Source organism: Pseudomonas sp. B6001, from assembly GCF_013386015.1.
Lineage (GTDB): Bacteria > Pseudomonadota > Gammaproteobacteria > Pseudomonadales > Pseudomonadaceae > Aquipseudomonas.
In genome coordinates this window covers 1-16,340 of record NZ_JACAOX010000041.1, presented here as the reverse complement: position 1 = coordinate 16,340, position 16,340 = coordinate 1, and the positions used below count along the sequence as shown (strand labels likewise).

General features: G+C 61.9%; 14 protein-coding genes. 7 read left to right on the top strand and 7 right to left on the bottom strand.

The window, feature by feature from the left end:
• Positions 1-61 precede the first annotated feature (61 nt).
• The 5 genes from HX821_RS29080 to HX821_RS29060 are packed head-to-tail and all read right to left on the bottom strand — an operon-like array spanning position 62 to position 5,958.
• Positions 62-1,066 carry a substrate-binding domain-containing protein gene (locus tag HX821_RS29080; protein ID WP_003217769.1) on the bottom strand — a complete coding sequence of 335 codons (1,005 nt, stop codon included), beginning with the start codon at positions 1,064-1,066 and terminating at the stop codon, positions 62-64.
• Positions 1,067-1,114: 48 nt separating this feature from the next.
• Entirely contained in the window at positions 1,115-1,990 is an 876-nt protein-coding gene (locus HX821_RS29075; RefSeq protein WP_177009539.1) for an SMP-30/gluconolactonase/LRE family protein, read from the bottom strand.
• 39 nt (positions 1,991-2,029) lie between these two features.
• Positions 2,030-3,610 carry an aldehyde dehydrogenase (NADP(+)) gene (locus HX821_RS29070; protein ID WP_008433344.1) on the bottom strand — a complete coding sequence of 527 codons (1,581 nt, stop codon included), beginning with the start codon at positions 3,608-3,610 and terminating at the stop codon, positions 2,030-2,032.
• Between the two features lie 11 nt (positions 3,611-3,621).
• Entirely contained in the window at positions 3,622-4,614 is a 993-nt protein-coding gene (araD1, locus tag HX821_RS29065) for an AraD1 family protein (protein ID WP_177037140.1), read from the bottom strand.
• Between the two features lie 21 nt (positions 4,615-4,635).
• Positions 4,636-5,958, bottom strand: coding sequence for an MFS transporter (locus tag HX821_RS29060; protein WP_087693837.1), 1,323 nt, complete (start codon positions 5,956-5,958; stop codon positions 4,636-4,638).
• Positions 5,959-6,150: 192 nt separating this feature from the next.
• On the opposite strand from HX821_RS29060, the gene HX821_RS29055 reads away from it, so the two are divergent.
• From HX821_RS29055 to HX821_RS29045, 3 genes are read left to right on the top strand one after another with little or no spacing between them, the layout of a single operon-like run.
• Positions 6,151-7,887, top strand: coding sequence for an IlvD/Edd family dehydratase (locus HX821_RS29055; protein ID WP_177009543.1), 1,737 nt, complete (start codon positions 6,151-6,153; stop codon positions 7,885-7,887).
• A gap of 56 nt (positions 7,888-7,943) precedes the next feature.
• Positions 7,944-8,666 carry a FadR/GntR family transcriptional regulator gene (locus tag HX821_RS29050; RefSeq protein ID WP_003217775.1) on the top strand — a complete coding sequence of 241 codons (723 nt, stop codon included), beginning with the start codon at positions 7,944-7,946 and terminating at the stop codon, positions 8,664-8,666.
• A 34-nt stretch (positions 8,667-8,700) separates the two neighbouring features.
• A complete protein-coding gene (locus HX821_RS29045; protein WP_177037138.1) occupies positions 8,701-9,606 on the top strand; it encodes a LysR family transcriptional regulator in 906 nt (301 codons plus the stop codon).
• Here HX821_RS29045 and HX821_RS29040 read toward each other — a convergent pair.
• Positions 9,599-10,540 (bottom strand): cupin, encoded by a 942-nt coding sequence (locus HX821_RS29040; protein ID WP_102604313.1) that lies wholly within the window; start codon positions 10,538-10,540, stop codon positions 9,599-9,601. The genes HX821_RS29045 and HX821_RS29040 overlap by 8 nt on opposite strands.
• A gap of 538 nt (positions 10,541-11,078) precedes the next feature.
• Between HX821_RS29040 and HX821_RS29035 the strand changes: the two genes are divergently transcribed.
• The gene (locus HX821_RS29035) at positions 11,079-11,459 is read left to right on the top strand and encodes a RidA family protein (RefSeq protein WP_003217799.1); all 381 of its coding nucleotides are present in this window, start codon (positions 11,079-11,081) and stop codon (positions 11,457-11,459) included.
• 238 nt (positions 11,460-11,697) lie between these two features.
• Positions 11,698-13,686 (top strand): U32 family peptidase, encoded by a 1,989-nt coding sequence (locus HX821_RS29030; RefSeq protein ID WP_177037136.1) that lies wholly within the window; start codon positions 11,698-11,700, stop codon positions 13,684-13,686.
• 19 nt (positions 13,687-13,705) lie between these two features.
• Here HX821_RS29030 and HX821_RS29025 read toward each other — a convergent pair whose 3' ends face one another.
• Positions 13,706-14,605, bottom strand: coding sequence for a DMT family transporter (locus tag HX821_RS29025; protein ID WP_177037134.1), 900 nt, complete (start codon positions 14,603-14,605; stop codon positions 13,706-13,708).
• A 130-nt stretch (positions 14,606-14,735) separates the two neighbouring features.
• Here HX821_RS29025 and HX821_RS29020 point away from each other — a divergent pair, with 130 nt between their 5' ends.
• Both HX821_RS29020 and HX821_RS29015 read left to right on the top strand, forming a co-directional pair.
• Complete coding sequence (locus tag HX821_RS29020) at positions 14,736-15,179, top strand: Lrp/AsnC family transcriptional regulator (protein ID WP_003217805.1); 444 nt, start codon at positions 14,736-14,738, stop codon at positions 15,177-15,179.
• 96 nt (positions 15,180-15,275) lie between these two features.
• Entirely contained in the window at positions 15,276-16,130 is an 855-nt protein-coding gene (locus HX821_RS29015) for an NmrA family NAD(P)-binding protein (protein WP_003217807.1), read from the top strand.
• The last annotated feature ends 210 nt before the right edge of the window (positions 16,131-16,340 follow it).

Genomic DNA, 16,340 nt, shown 5'->3' with positions numbered 1-16,340 from the left:
AAAGCTCGACAGCTCCCACAGTACCGGCGTTAGCAGGGCTGCCGGGAAACGTCAGCGGCCATCAGTTCCACAAACCGATCTTTTCCAGCTCCTGTTTGAAGTTCTCGCGGGTGATCAGCGTCACCTCATCCATGGCCGTGTACTTCGGCGGCTCCTTACCCGTAGTGACCCACTCGAACATCATGCTCGCGGTGTTGTAGCCCTCGATGTGCGGGCTGGGCAGCATCGAGCCGAAGAAGCCGCTGTTGGCTTTCTTCAATTCGCCAATGGCATCGGTGCCGTTGATGCCGATGCCGATGACATTCGCCGCCGCAAACCCGGCGCTTTCGGTGGCGCGCACGCCGCCAAGCACGGTGTTGTCATTCATGCCGCCGATGATCAGGTTTTTCGCGCCGCCGGGAAGCTTGACCAGCGCCGAGTTGGTGGCGTCCATGCTGCCGGGGACGTCGAGGGTCTTGAGGGCTGCGTACAGGATGTGATCATCCGGAATGCCCGCGGCCTTCAGGGATTTGACCGAGCCATCAGTGCGCTTTTTGCCGGTATCGAGTTCGTTGTAGGTGTTGATCACCGCATAGGTGTCCTTCCAGTCCCAGCCACGTTTTTTCGCTTCAGTGGCCATGGCACTGCCCTGCTTCTCGCCCACTTCAAACGCGGCCATGCCCAGGTAAGGCACGTCTTCCATGAAGTTGCCCTTGGCATCCACAAAACGGTCATCCACGGCGATCACTTTCAAGCCGTTGGCTTTGGCCTTGGCCATGATCGCCGGGCCGAGGGACACGTCCGGCGGGCAAATCACAAAACCCTTGGCACCGTTGGCCGCCAGGCTGTCGATGGCCGAGAGGGTTTTCTCGCCGTCGGGCACGGCGATCTTGATCACCTCGAAGCCCTTGTCCTTGCCGGCCTTTTCGGCGAAGGCCCATTCGGTCTGGAACCAGGGCTCTTCCGCCTGCTTGACCAGAAAGCCGATCTTCACCGGCTCGGCCGCCAGCAACAGGCTGCTCAGGCCGACGGCGGACACCGCCACAGCGGCGCAGCACAGGGAACGGATACCACGACGACGATTCATAGGGTGACTCCTTGTTGTTGTTTTTGAGTGCGTTAAACAGCCTGTTGGTTATCCTGCAAAGCGGTGGCAGATTTTCCCCGGCACATCGACCTCAATGGCCAGCACCGCACCGTCCAGCGGGTGATCCAGCGGGCTGGCGGCACTGGTGATGTACAAGGTCTTGAGGTCGGGGCCTGCGAACACGCAACTGGTGGGACGGCTGACCGGCAATTCGATGACCCGGTCAACTTCACCGTCCGGCGTCAGCCGCAGCAGGCAGCTGCCGTCCCAGCGCGCGTTCCAGATATAGCCTTCGGCGTCCATGGCGGAGCCGTCCGGGCCACCCCGGGAGTGAGGCCCGAACCAGACTTGCGCAGGTGCGAGCTGGCCCTGTTCAGTCATCGGGTATCGATAGAGCGTGCCGTCCAGGCTGTCGCCGAAATGCACGTGGGTGGCGGCGTCGTTCCACAGCAAGGTGTTGGGAATCCCCAGGCCTTGCAGCAACGGCGTGACCTGCCCGTCGGTATCGACCCGGAACAGGCCGCCGGAACGTCGCAGCACCGGCAAGTCTTCACCGTGCTCGCCGATGTTGTTCTGCATGGTGCCCAGCCACAGCCGGCCCTGGGCGTCGCAGCGGGCTTCGTTGGCACGGTTGCCCGCTTGCGGATCGGCGACGCAAAGCAAGGTCAGGCGCGGATCGCTCGGCGTCGAATCGAGGTCGAGGCGATACACGCCGCTGCTCAGGGTCACCAGTGCATCGCCGCTGGCGCACGGAATAAACGCCGAGACCGGCTCAGGCAATTGCCAGGTGTGCAATTGCCCGCCCTGCAGGCGCAAGGCCTGCTGGCCGATGATGTCCACCCAATACAAGGCCTGGCCCGGTACATCCCAGAACGGCCCTTCGCCCAGCCGAGCCCGGTGCGGTGTGACTGCGGTCCACGACATGAAACCTCCTGCTTTCTTGTTGTTTTCAGGTGGTACCGGTTACAGCGCGTCGCGCGACGGCTGCCCATCTACCAGACGCTGAATGCGCAACGGGTTGGCATTCTTCAGCGCGTCGGGGAGCAGGCTATCAGGGTAATTCTGAAAGCACACAGGTCGCAGGAAACGCTCGATCGCCAGGGTGCCCACGGAAGTGCCACGGGCATCCGAAGTCGCCGGATACGGCCCGCCGTGGACCATCGCGTCACACACCTCGACGCCCGTGGGGTAGCCGTTGAGCAGGATGCGGCCAACCTTTTGCTCCAGCAGCGGCGTCAACTCGCCGAACTGGGTGAAATCCGCCGGCTCGCCGATGATCGTCGCGGTCAATTGGCCGTGCAGGCCGTGCAACGCCGCAGCGAGTTGGGCCTGGTCGGCGACTTCCACGAACACCGTGGTGGGGCCGAACACTTCCTCCTGCAGCACTTCATCGCCGTTGATCAGCAGGCTGGCGTCCGCTTTGAACAGCTGTGGCTGCGCCTGATTGCCGGTTTGCGTCTGGCCCGCCAGGTGCTCGATGCGAGGATGGGCCAGCAGCGTGTGCAGGCCTTTGCCGTAGCTGTTCAAGGTGCCGGCATTGAGCATGGTTTGCGCGGGCTGGCCGCCGATCAGTTGGGCGACCTGTTGGGTGAAGCCTGTGAACGCTGGCGAGGCAATCCCGATCACCAGGCCCGGGTTCGTGCAGAACTGGCCGCACCCCTGCACCACCGAGGCGACCAGGTCGCGGGCGATGGTGTCTGCCCGGGTTTGCAGGGCCTGGGGCAAGACGATCACTGGGTTGATGCTGGACATCTCGGCGAACACCGGGATCGGTTGCGGGCGTGCCGCCGCCATATCGCACAAGGCCCGGCCGCCCTTAAGCGAGCCGGTGAAACCCACGGCCTGGATCGCTGGGTGCTTGACCAGCGCTTCCCCCACACCGCCGCCGAAGATCATGTTGAACACGCCGCCGGGCATACCTGTGCGTTCGGCCGCCCGCATGATCGCATCGGCGACCCGCTCGGCGGTGGCCATGTGGCCGCTGTGGGCCTTGAACACCACCGGGCAACCGGCCGCCAGCGCGGCGGCGGTGTCGCCACCGGCAGTGGAAAAGGCCAGGGGGAAATTGCTCGCCCCAAACACCGCGACCGGCCCCAGGCCGATGCGGTATTGGCGCAGATCCGGGCGCGGCAAGGGCTGACGATCCGGCAGCGCCTGGTCGATCCGCGCGCCGTAGAAATCACCGCGCCGCAGTACCTTGGCGAACAACCGCATCTGGCCGCTGGTACGACCGCGCTCACCCTGGATACGCCCGGCGGGCAACGCCGTTTCGCGGCAGACCAGGGCGACAAAGTCATCGCCCAGGGCGTCCAGTTCATCGGCTATCGCCTCCAGGAACGACGCACGATGCTGCGCGCTCAGGCTGCGATAAGCCGGGTAAGCCTGAGCGGCGGCGTTGGCCGCGGCGTCGACCTCCTGCGCGGTGGCCTGGTAGAAATCAAAGGGCAATGCCTCGCCACTGGTGGCGTCGATGCTCTGCAGGGTGATGCTGCCGGCAGCGCTGCGCTGGCCGCCGATGTAGTTGTGGCCACAAATCCGGGTCATGCCTGTCTCCTTCAAAGGGTGCCTATGGCGCCAGGTGCCACGCCGCTGTTGGCCACGGCAATGCCGTTGATCAATGGCGCGCCGAATTCGGCCTGGCTGATTTCGAACACATCGCCTGGCTGGGTACGAATGCCGTCGGCAAACGACAAGGTGGCGGTGCCGAAGAAATGGATATGCACGTCACCCGGGCGCAGGAACTGGGTGTATTTGAAATGGTGGTATTCAAGGTTTTCGAGGCTGTGGCACATGTTGGCTTCGCCACTGAGGAATTCGTGCTGCCACAACACCTCGCCATTGCGCACGATACGGCTGGTGCCCGCCAGGTGCCGGGGCAGTTCACCCAGGCGCAACTCGGGACCGTAGCTGCAACTGCGCAGCTTGGAGTGGGCCAGGTACAGGTAATTCTTGCGCTCCATCACGTGGTCGGAAAACTCGTTGCCCACCGCGTAGCCCAGGCGATACGGCTTGCCGTCGTGACCAATCACATACAGCCCGGCGATTTCCGGCTCTTCGCCGGCGTCTTCGGCAAACGCTGGCCACGGGAATGGCTGGCCCGGACGCACCACGATGCTGCCGTCGCCCTTGTAGAACCATTCCGGCTGCACACCGGCCTGGCCAGCAGCCGGTTTGCCGCCCTCCACGCCCCATTTGAAGATGCGCATGCTGTCGGTCATCGCGCTTTCGTCACTGGCGTTCTGGTGCATCTTGTCCCGCGCCGACGCACTGCCCAGGTGGGTCAGGCCGGTACCGCTGACCAGCGTGTGGGCAGGGTCCGGGTGATCCAGCGGTGGCAAGATCTTCTGCGCGGCCAGCAGTCTGGCGTAGTCGTGGCTCTCGGCCAGGCCGAGGTGGTCTATGTGCTGTTGCAAGGTGACGCCAGCCTCGATGGCGGCGAGTGCCAGGTCGCGTACCGTGCGGGCGGCCCGCACCTCGCGTACCTGATCGCCGTCGACCACGCCCACTCGGCGTTCGCCGTTGTTCAATTCAAACTGCACTAACCCCATGAGTGTTCTCCTGATTGCCAATTAAGTACGCGTGGCGCCACGGGCGCTGGCGGCGAACTGGTCGGGCGGCAGCACGTGCCTGCGCTCCAGCAACCGATAGACCACCCCGGTCAACACCACCCCGAACAGCATCACGCACGCCAGGAAGTACAAGCCCGACGCAAGGTTGCCGGTGTACTCCTTGAGGGCGCCGATCACGAACGGCCCGATGTAGCCGCCGAGGTTGCCCACCGAGTTGATCAAGGCGATGCCCGCCGCTGCACTCGCGCCGGCAAAGAAACGTCCCGGCAAGGTCCAGAACACCGCCGTGCAAGAGAACAGCGCAAACGCCACCAGGCACAGCGCTGCCAGTTGCCACAGCGGCACTGTCAGCCAGGCGCTGAGGAACAGGCCGATGGCGCCCAACACGTAGAGCACGGCAAGATGACCGTAGCGATCATTCAGGCGATCGGAACTGCGCGGGACGATCAGCAAACCGATGATCCCGAAGATGTAGGGCACTGCCGACACAAACCCGGTGGTCAGGTCGCTGCCGCCAAACTGCTTGATCAAGGTCGGCAGCCACAGGCCCAGGCCATAAATGCTCAAGGTCACCGGCAGGTAGAACAGCGCCAGCAGCAACACGCGTTTGTCCTTCAGCGCATGCAGCGGGTTGCCGTGCCGGGTCTGGCCGTAGGCTTGCAGGTCTTTGGCCAGCTCGCCGGTGAGCCAGGCCTTCTCCGCCTGGTCCATCCATTTCACCTGTTGCGGCCCATCCGGCAGGTAGCGCAGCACCGGCCAGGTCAGCAGGATCGCCGGGGTGCCGATGACGATGAACAACCACTGCCAGCCGTGCAGGCCGAGTATCCCGTCCATGCCGAGCAAGCCGCCCGCCACGGGGCCGGTGATCATCATCGCGATGGGTTGGGACAGGATGAACAGCCCGAGGATCTTGCCGCGGTGCCTCACCGGGAACCATTGGGTGATGTAGTAGAGGACACCCGGGAAGAACCCGGCTTCGGCGGCGCCCAGCAGAAAGCGCATCACATAGAAACTGTGGGGGCCCTGGACGAATGCCATGCCGATGGTAATCGCGCCCCAGGTCACCATGATTCGTGCGAACCAGCGCCGCGCGCCGAAACGGTCGAGCATCAGGTTGCTGGGGATTTCCAGCAGGAAGTAGCCAATAAAGAACAGCCCTGCTCCCAGTCCATACGCCGCATCGCCGATGCCGACATCCGCGCCCATGTGCAATTTGGCGAAGCCCACGGCCGAGCGATCCACGTAGGCAATCAGGTACAGCAAGATCAGGAAGGGAATCAGTTTCAGCGTGATGCGACGTATCAGCCGCTGTTCCTGGCTCATGTGAGCGGTCTCCGATTGTTATTTTTATAGAGCGTTTCGGGTCGCCTCTCGCGGAAAACCGCCAGGGCCAGGCCTCGTTGAATCGGACTATATAGTAATACTATTTAATCAACAACACTTCCAAACACCCGAATTTACGCCTATGTTAAGCCGAGAATGGATCAATATAGTCTTACAATAAGAGAGTCAGCCATGTCCGAGAAAAAGCCCGTCCTGCGCTCCGCCAGCTGGTTTGGTACCGCCGATAAAAACGGCTTCATGTACCGCAGCTGGATGAAAAACCAGGGGATTGCCGATCATCAGTTCCACGGCAAACCGATCATCGGGATCTGCAATACCTGGTCGGAGCTGACGCCCTGCAACGCGCACTTCCGCCAGATTGCCGAGCATGTGAAACGCGGCGTGATCGAAGCCGGTGGCTTTCCAGTGGAATTTCCGGTGTTCTCCAACGGCGAATCGAACCTGCGCCCCACCGCCATGCTCACCCGTAACCTGGCCAGCATGGACGTGGAGGAAGCCATTCGCGGCAACCCCATCGACGGCGTGGTGCTGCTGACCGGCTGTGACAAGACCACCCCGGCGCTGCTGATGGGCGCCGCCAGTTGCGACGTGCCGGCGATCGTCGTCACCGGCGGGCCGATGCTCAACGGCAAGCACAAGGGCCAGGACATCGGCTCGGGCACCGTGGTGTGGCAGCTCAGCGAACAGGTCAAGGCGGGCACCATTACCCTCGACGATTTCCTCGCGGCCGAAGGCGGCATGTCCCGCTCGGCGGGCACCTGCAACACCATGGGCACCGCCTCGACCATGGCCTGCATGGCCGAAGCACTCGGCACTTCCCTGCCCCACAACGCGGCGATTCCCGCGGTGGATGCGCGGCGTTATGTACTGGCGCACATGTCCGGCATGCGTGCGGTGGAGATGGTGCGTGAAGACCTGAAGCTGTCGAAGATCCTGACCAAGGAGGCTTTCGAAAACGCGATTCGCGTCAACGCAGCCATCGGCGGCTCGACCAACGCGGTGATTCACCTGAAAGCCATCGCCGGACGCATCGGCGTCGAGCTCGACCTGGACGACTGGACCCGCATGGGCCGTGGCATGCCGACCATCGTCGACCTGCAGCCGTCCGGGCGCTTCCTGATGGAGGAGTTCTACTACGCTGGCGGCCTGCCGGCGGTGCTGCGCCGCCTCGGTGAGGCCAACCTGATCCCGCACCCGAATGCCTTGACCGTCAACGGCAAGTCCCTCGGCGAAAACACACGGGAAGCGCCGATCTACGGCCAGGACGAAGTGATCCGCACCCTCGACAACCCGATCCGCGCCGACGGCGGCATTTGTGTGCTGCGGGGCAACCTCGCGCCACTGGGTGCAGTCCTCAAGCCCTCGGCTGCCAGTCCCGAGCTGATGCAGCATCGCGGGCGTGCCGTGGTGTTCGAGAACTTCGACATGTACAAGGCACGGATCAACGACCCGGAACTGGACGTGGATGCCAACTCGATCCTGGTGATGAAAAACTGCGGGCCCAAGGGTTATCCGGGCATGGCGGAAGTCGGCAACATGGGCTTGCCGGCCAAACTGCTGGCCCAGGGCGTGACCGACATGGTGCGGATTTCCGATGCGCGCATGAGCGGCACGGCCTACGGCACCGTGGTGTTGCACGTGGCGCCGGAAGCGGCGGCCGGCGGCCCGTTGGCCACGGTCAAGGAAGGCGACTGGATCGAACTCGATTGCGCCAATGGCCGCCTGCACCTGGACATCCCGGACGCCGAACTGGCGGCCCGCATGGCCGACCTTGCGCCGCCCGAGCAGCTGATTGTCGGGGGCTACCGGCAGCTGTACATCGACCACGTATTACAGGCAGACCAGGGCTGCGACTTCGACTTCCTGGTGGGCTGCCGTGGCGCCGAAGTGCCGCGGCATTCCCACTAATTGGGACGGGAGCAATGCTATGATGCCGCGTATTTCGCCAGAGTAGCCTCCCTGTTATGGATCAGCAGCCGACCAAGCCGCGCAAGAGCATGCATGCCCAAATCGTTCAGGACTTGGGCATGCACATCGTTTCCGGGCGCTTCAAGCCGGAAGAACGGTTGCCCATGGAGGCCACCTTGTGCGAGGAGTACAAGGTCAGCCGCTCGGTATTGCGTGAGGCGACCCGGGTGCTCAGCGCCAAGGGCCTGGTGATTTCCAAGCCCAAGGTTGGCGCCGTGGTGCGCCCACGGGTGCAGTGGCACCTGCTGGACCCGGACGTGCTGACCTGGCTGATGCAGTCGACACCCCACAGCGAGTTTTTCAACACCCTGGCCGGTGTGCGCCGGATCCTCGAGCCGGAAATCGCCGCGATGGCCGCGACCACCGCCACCGACGCCGACATCGCCACCATCGAAAAAGCCTACCTCGGCATGGAAACCGCCAATACCCACGAAACGTTGCTGCAGGCCGACCTGGACTTCCACCGGGCGATTGCCGATGCGACCCGCAACGACTTGCTGGCCTACATGTGCAACATGCTGTCGCTGCCACTTCGCGAGTCCATCAACATCACCAACCGTCGCCCCGACATCCAGGGCCTCAGCCTGCCCCGGCACAAAGCGATCCTCACCGCGATCAAGAACCGTGACGCCCTCGGCGCGCGGCATGCCTCCCTGGTGCAACTGGACGATACCCGGGTGGCGCTGGACACCGTGATGAACGTGCTGACGCCGCTGTAGCGCCAGGCAACCCACCGTCAAGTCGAGGCCGCCCTTGGATTACTTCGCTGCGTTAACCGCCTTTGTCGAAGCCGCCGAGGGCAATAACTTCTCCCGTGCCGCCGAGCGGCTTGGCATCAAGGCTTCCACGGTTTCACGCTACGTGAAGGACCTTGAACAGGACCTCGGCATCGCCTTGTTCAACCGCTCTACCCGTACGCTGCACCTGACCGAGGGTGGCCAGACATTCCTGACGCACGCACGCCGGGTACTGGATGAACTCGAACAAGCCAAGGCCGCCACCTCCGCACTGAACGAACAACCACGGGGCGTGCTCAAGCTCAACCTGCCGCCCGCCTTTGCCCGCCACCATATCCTTCCCACCTTGAATGCCTTCCTGGCCCGCTACCCGCAGATCAAGCTGGAACTGGTGCTGGACGACAGCCACGTCAACCTGATTCATGCCGGCGCGGACCTGGCGATCCGCATTGGCACCCTGGCGGATTCCACGTTGAAGGCACGCAAGATCTGCGATGAGCGCTACCGGCTGGTGGCCAGCCCGGCGTTTTGCCGGGAGTATCCGGCGCCGGTCAACCCTGCCGACCTGGCTGCCATGCCGGCGATTCTGGGGGCGGCTGACAGCGCATTTGCCAACGGGCGTGAGGTGTCACCGCTGGTGCATAAAGACAGCATCCGGATCAACGACCTGGACGCACAATTGATCGCCGCACAACAGGGCCTGGGATTTGCCTTGCTGCCCGACTGGCTGGTAGCCAAACCCATTGAAACCGGCGAGTTGCTGGTGTGGTTGCCTGAGTGGGATATCCGCATCGCAGGCCGTGAATCGGCGGTTTGGTTCGTTTATCCACCCAAGCGCATCGTGTCTTCCAAAGTGCGGTGCTTCATCGACTTTATCGTCGAGCAACTGGGCGAAACACCGCACTGGAAACGTCTCAGCTGAAGCGGATATCCAGCGACCGCAGATAGGTTTGCAGCCCCGCATCCTGGATCGGAATCAGGAAGGCTTCCGTGTCGGACTCATTGAAGTGGGCATGCCAGTAACCTGGCGGGGTGACGAACGCCAGGCCCGGCGACCAGTCGACCCGCACCGGGTTGCGGATCTGCCCATCGGCGTCCAGTTCGGTGCCCACCAGCGAATAGCAGCCCTTGGGGCAATCAATGATGAAATCCAGCGCAATCGACTGGTGTCGGTGGGGCTTCTGAATCGACCCCGGCGGCAGGATGCCGTACATCGCCCACAGCACATGGGTCACGGTACGGGTCTGCGGGAAGTTGCGATTGCCCAGCAGGATGCTGATACGGCTACGGTCCTGGGCGCGGGGATCATCGGCCGCTTCCCGCAGTTTTGCGTTGGCCAGCTCCGCGGGATACAGCGTCGGCACGAAGCGATCGGCACTGCGGGTCACGCCCAGGTAACGCAACAGCGGCTCATCGTGGACGTAATACAGGCGCGCATCCTCTGATGCGCTGAACTGCGCTTGCTGCAGACCTGGCAGCGCAATGAAGCAGCCTTTGGTCCAGTCGATGCGGTGCGCGCCCTGAACCACACTGCCCTGCCCTGCGATGACATAAAACACCTGTGAGGTGGCGTTGGGGTGCAGTTCCAGCGTATCGCCGGCGTTCAGGCGAATGAAGTTCGCACACAGCCCCGGACCAGTCGCCGGACCTTCGCAACCCAAGGCATCGCTGAGGTCCAGCGGCACTACCCGAGAGGGCCCACTGTCGTACAGCGAGGCCGGGAAGCTGTGATAGGGAATGCGCGTGATCAGGTTCGCACTGATGGGATTGGCGGCCTTGCTGTATTCAAAGTATTCGGCATCGAGCAGGTGCTGCGGTTGGGTATCGGCCACGTCAGGCTTGAATTCGCTATTCATTATGATCACCTCAACGACTGGATTTCGCATGCCCCGTGGGGCGCTGCGGCGGTGAAAGAACTATAGGCATTCAGCGGCGGTGGATTAATCCCTCATCTTGCACAGCAGTTGTGCGAAATGGGGCAGGCACAAGCCTCTCTTGGTGTACTGATAGTTTGATTCAACCAACTATCAAAGTGCCACTTTATAAATAAGTTAAATATATATACATCAGCGCCCATAAAAAATCCGCCGCAGAGACTGCGGCGGCAAACCAAAGGATGTTGTCGAAGCAGAGCGGCTAAGACAGGGTTAAAACTACAGCAGCGTGCGCATATGCACAGTGAATTTTAATTAATCGAGTTTAATCGGCAGTGCACCTGCGCACGCAACTATTGGCAATTAAACTATCCACGAAACAACAGGCTAGTTAAACAAACACGGTTGATCGTGGACTTTCGTTTTACCTTGCTGCTTCGCCGAAAGGCCCGGGTTTGCCCCGGGCCTTTTTTTCGGGGACCATATCGGCCTTCTTTCTGATGTCACCCAAGGGAATCCCATGGCCAATCACGACCTCGCCTTCACCCCCGATCTCGACCCGGACTCCATCTCTTCCGACGTCATCGGCTTCAACGGCATCCTCGTCTCCACGCAAATCCCTACCCGCGCCGACGGCAGCCTGGAGCTTGGCGACATCACCCTGCAAAGCGAATGCACCCTGCAAGCCCTCAAGGTTGCGCTCGAACGTGCCGGCAGTTCGATTGACCGGGTCATGCACCTGACCATCTACCTGACCGACATGGCCGACCGCGCCGCTTTCAATGAAGTCTACAAGCGCTACTTCGCCAAGCCTTGGCCGGTGCGTGCGGCGGTTGGTGTTGCCGCCCTGGCCGTCGAAGGCATGCGGGTTGAAGTCACTGCGATGGCCGCCAAGGGCTGAGCCAAACGCTCTATATCAACCAACGATGATCAGATGTGGGAGCTGTCGAGCCACAGCGAGGCTGCGATGGGATCGCCGCGGTGTCACTGATACACCGCGGTGTCTGCATCGCGGGCAAGCCCGGCTCCCACCGTTGAGTGCATTCCAATTTGGGAGCACACCTGGGGCTTGATAGATGTCGATAGCGCATTTCGCAGCTACAATGCCCGCCTCCGTGACAAGCCTGACTAAAAAAACTATGTCCTTGCCCAAGCATCACCTGGAATTGCTCAGCCCTGCCCGCGATGTTGCCATCGCCCGCGAGGCCATCTTGCATGGCGCCGACGCCGTGTACATCGGCGGCCCGAGTTTCGGCGCGCGCCATAACGCCTGCAACGACGTGAGCGATATCGCGCAGTTGGTGGAGTTCGCTCGGCGCTACCACGCGCGGGTGTTCACCACCATCAACACGATCCTGCACGACAACGAGCTGGAGCCGGCGCGCAAGCTGATCCACCAGCTCTACGATGCCGGCGTCGACGCGCTGATCGTCCAGGACCTGGGGGTGATGGAGCTGGATATCCCGCCCATCGAACTGCATGCCAGCACCCAGACCGACATCCGCACCCTGGGCCGGGCCAAGTTCCTCGACCAGGCCGGGTTCTCGCAACTGGTGTTGGCCCGTGAGCTGAACCTGCAAGAGATCCGTGCGATTGCCGATGAAACCGATGCCGCCATCGAGTTCTTCATCCACGGTGCCTTGTGCGTGGCCTTCTCCGGCCAGTGCAACATCTCCCACGCCCAGAATGGCCGCAGCGCCAACCGTGGCGATTGCTCCCAGGCCTGCCGCCTGCCCTACACCCTCAAGGATGACCAGGGCCGTGTGGTTGCCTTTGAAAAGCACCTGTTGTCGATGAAAGACAACAACCAGAGCGCCAACCTGCGCGCCCTGGTGGATGCCGGCGTGCGTTCGTTCAAGATCGAAGGCCGCTACAAGGACATGGGCTATGTGAAGAACATCACCGCCTATTACCGCCAGCGCCTGGACGAGATTCTTGAAGACCGCCCGGACCTGGCCCGCGCTTCCAGCGGCCGCACCGCGCATTTCTTCCTGCCGGACCCGGAAAAGACCTTCCATCGTGGCAGCACCGACTACTTCGTCACCGACCGCAAGGTCGACATCGGCGCCTTCGACACCCCAACCTTTACCGGCCTGCCGGTGGGTGTGGTGGAAAAAGCCGGCAAGCGTGACTTGCAAGTGATCACCCATGAGCCGCTGTCCAACGGCGACGGCCTCAATGTGCTGATCAAGCGTGAAGTGGTAGGTTTCCGCGCCAATATCGCCGAGCCAAAAGGTGAGTTCGAAGAAGACGGCGAGAAGCGCTATCGCTACCGCGTCGAACCCAACGAGATGCCGGCCGGCTTGCACCAACTGCGCCCGAACCATCCGTTGAACCGCAACCTGGACCATAACTGGCAGCAGGCTTTGCTGAAGACTTCCGCTGAGCGCCGTATCGGCGTGTCGTGGGCGGCTCGCCTGCAGGAAGATCGCCTGGAACTGACCGTCACCAGCGAAGAAGGCATCAGCGCCAGCGTTGCCCTGCCCGGCCCGTTTGGCGTGGCCAACAAGCCGGAACAGGCCCTGGAAACCCTGCGCGACCTGCTGGGCCAACTGGGCACCACCCAGTACCACGCCACCGCGATCGAACTGGATGCGCCGCAGGCGTTCTTCATCCCGAACTCGCAGCTCAAGGCCCTGCGCCGTGAAGTGATCGAGGCGCTGACCGAGGCGCGTATCCAGGCCCATCCACGGGGCGGCCGCAAGGCAGAAACCACGCCGCCGCCGGTGTACCCGGAATCGCACCTGTCGTTCCTGGCCAACGTCTACAACCAGAAGGCTCGCGACTTCTATCACCGCCATGGTGTGCAACTGATCGACGCGGCGTACGAAGCCCACGAAGAAACCGGCGAAGTGCCGGTGATGATCACCAAGCACTGCCTGCGGTTCTCGTTCAACCTCTGCCCCAAACAGGCCAAGGGTGTGACGGGGGTGAAGACCAAGGTTGCGCCGATGCAGTTGATCCACGGCGACGAAGTACTGACGCTGAAGTTCGACTGCAAGCCTTGCGAGATGCACGTGATCGGCAAGATCAAGGGCCACATCCTCGGCCTGCCGCAACCGGGCAGCGTGGTGGGTTATATCAGCCCGGATGACCTGCTCAAGACCATCCCGCGCGGCGCACACTAAGTCGCCGGTGAGCGTCATGCTACGGCGTGACGTTCACCGCTGTTTTCGAGCGCCACCACCAACCCCGCTGCAACCCCGCCGCCGCCAGCAGAATGGCCGCCACCCCCAGCCATTGCAACCAGCCCAGGCGATGCCCAAAGGCAATCCAGTCGACAAAGATTGCCGCAATCGGGTAGATAAACGACAGCGCCCCGGTGATTGCCGTCGGCAACTTCTGGATCGCGCCGTACAGCAACACGTACATCAAGCCGGTATGCACAACGCCCAGGGTCAGCAATGCCGCCCAGGCATCCATCGATGCAGACAGGCTGTGCCACTGCATCAGCGGTGCCAGCAGCAAGGCGCCCGTGGTCACCTGGATCAACGCCATCAAATGCGGCGGCACCTCCTTCAAGCGCTTGATGATCAGGGCGGCAATCGCGTACAAAAGCGCCGCGCCCAGCGCCAATGCCACGCCCACCAGATAGTCGTCCCCGGTATTTGACTGATCGCCATGGGCAGTGACAATCGCCAGCATTCCCACGAACGCCACGCTCAGCCAGGCGAGCTTCTGCACGGTGATTTTCTCGCCCAGGAACACTGCCGCCAGCATCACCAGCATAAACGGCTGCACGTTATACACCGCTGTACTGATGGAAATGGATGCCCTGGCGTAGGACTCGAACAGCAGCAACCAATTGCCCACGATCGCCACGCCGCTGAGCATCGCCAGCCCGAGCTTGGTGTAGCTCAGCAAGTCCAGGCGCAGGTAGCCCAGCAACCCGCACACCACCAGCAGCGTCAGCGCGCCGATCACGCAACGCCAGAACACCACTTCGACTACCGGCACCCCCGATACCAGCACGAACCAGCCGATGGTGCCGGATATGAGCATGGCGGCGACCATTTCCCATGAACCGCGACGTATGGATTTGTCCATGATTGAGCTCCTCAAGTGAGGCTCAATTATGGCAATCTGGCCTGTAGCGACTCCATATTCTAAATAAGGCGAACCTTGAATTTCGCCTATTCTTATTAGGCAAACCTGAGCAATCGCTTTCGGAGCGACCATGATTGACAGCATTGACCAGCAACTGATCGCCGCGCTGATGGACGATTCGCGCCTGTCCCTCAAGGCCTTGGCGGGTATCACCGGCCTGTCATCCCCCAGCGTCGGCGAGCGGCTGCGGCGCCTGGAAGAGCGTGGCGTGTTGAAGAACTACACCGTGGACATTGACCCCAAGCATTTTGGCTATCTGCTGCAAGCCATCGTGCGCATTCGCCCTTTGCCCGGGAAACTGCAGGAGGTGGAGCGCCAGATCCAGGCGATCCCCGAGTTCACCGAGTGCGACAAGGTGACCGGCGATGACTGCTTCATCGCACGCCTGCATGTGCGCACCATGGACCAACTCGACACACTGCTGGATAAGCTCAACGCTTACGCCGAAACCAACACCGCCATCGTCAAGAAAACCCCGGTAAAACGCCGATTGCCACCACTGAGTGATTCATGATTCTGAGTCACTGATGCAGTGACGGGATCGCTATTCTGTCAATCCAGGGCGGTGTTTATGCTTGATCCACACATTGGAACAACAGGCGTAAACACCATGTATGTCATCACCGGAATCACAGGCAAAGTTGGCGGCGCCCTCGCGCGCTTTCTCCTCAATGATCGTCAACCCGTGCGCGCAGTCATTCGCGATGCGGGCAAAGGCGCCGTATGGGCCGCCCTTGGTTGCGAGGTCGCCATCGCCAATATGGACGACGCTGCGGCCCTCACCGAAGCATTCAAGGGCGCCACCGGCGTGTTCATCCTGCCGCCTTCGGATTTCGACCCGGAGCCGGGTTTTCCCGAGGCGCGCAAGGTGATTGCCGCCGTCGCTCAGGCCATTGAAGCTGCGGCCCCGCAGAAAGTTGTTTGCCTGTCGACCATCGGCGCCCAGGCCGAACACCTGAACCTGCTGACCCAACGCACCTTGATGGAACAGGCGCTGAGCGCGTTGAACGTGCCGGTGACCTTTTTGCGTCCGGGCTGGTTCATGGAAAATACCGCCTACGACGTAATCACGGCCCGTGAACACGGAGTGATCCACAGCTTCCTGCAACCGCTGGATAAGACCGTACCGATGATCGCCACCGCCGACGTCGGCCGCCTCGCTGCGCAATTGTTGCAGCAACACTGGAGCGGGCGTCGGGTAGTTGAGCTGGAAGGCCAATGGGTCAGCCCGAACGACATCGCTCGCACGTTGACCGAAGTGCTTGGTCGTGGTGTGACAGCACAGGTGGTGCCTCGCGATGCGTGGGAGCCGATGTTTCGTGAGCAAGGCGCGCAGAATCCAATGCCGCGCATGCGCATGATTGATGGGTTTAACGAAGGTTGGATCTGCTTTGAGCAGGCGGACGTGGTTAAGGGTGAGACCACATTGCTCAAGGTGCTGCGGGAGTTGGCTGCAAAAACCTGATGCCATGGCCTGCAAGCCAGCTCAGTGATTGGGTACATATCCGTTATTTGGGTAACGGCGGCGTATGGTTTCGCTCTTACAGCGAGTCACTTTGCAAAAGCGGCAAAGTCCACCAAACGGCATTGCTCCGCGGGCCGCCGCTCCGCAATACCTGCGTTCGGCCTCGGACTTATTGGGGCAGTCAGATTAAAATCAAAAGCAAGAGCACAG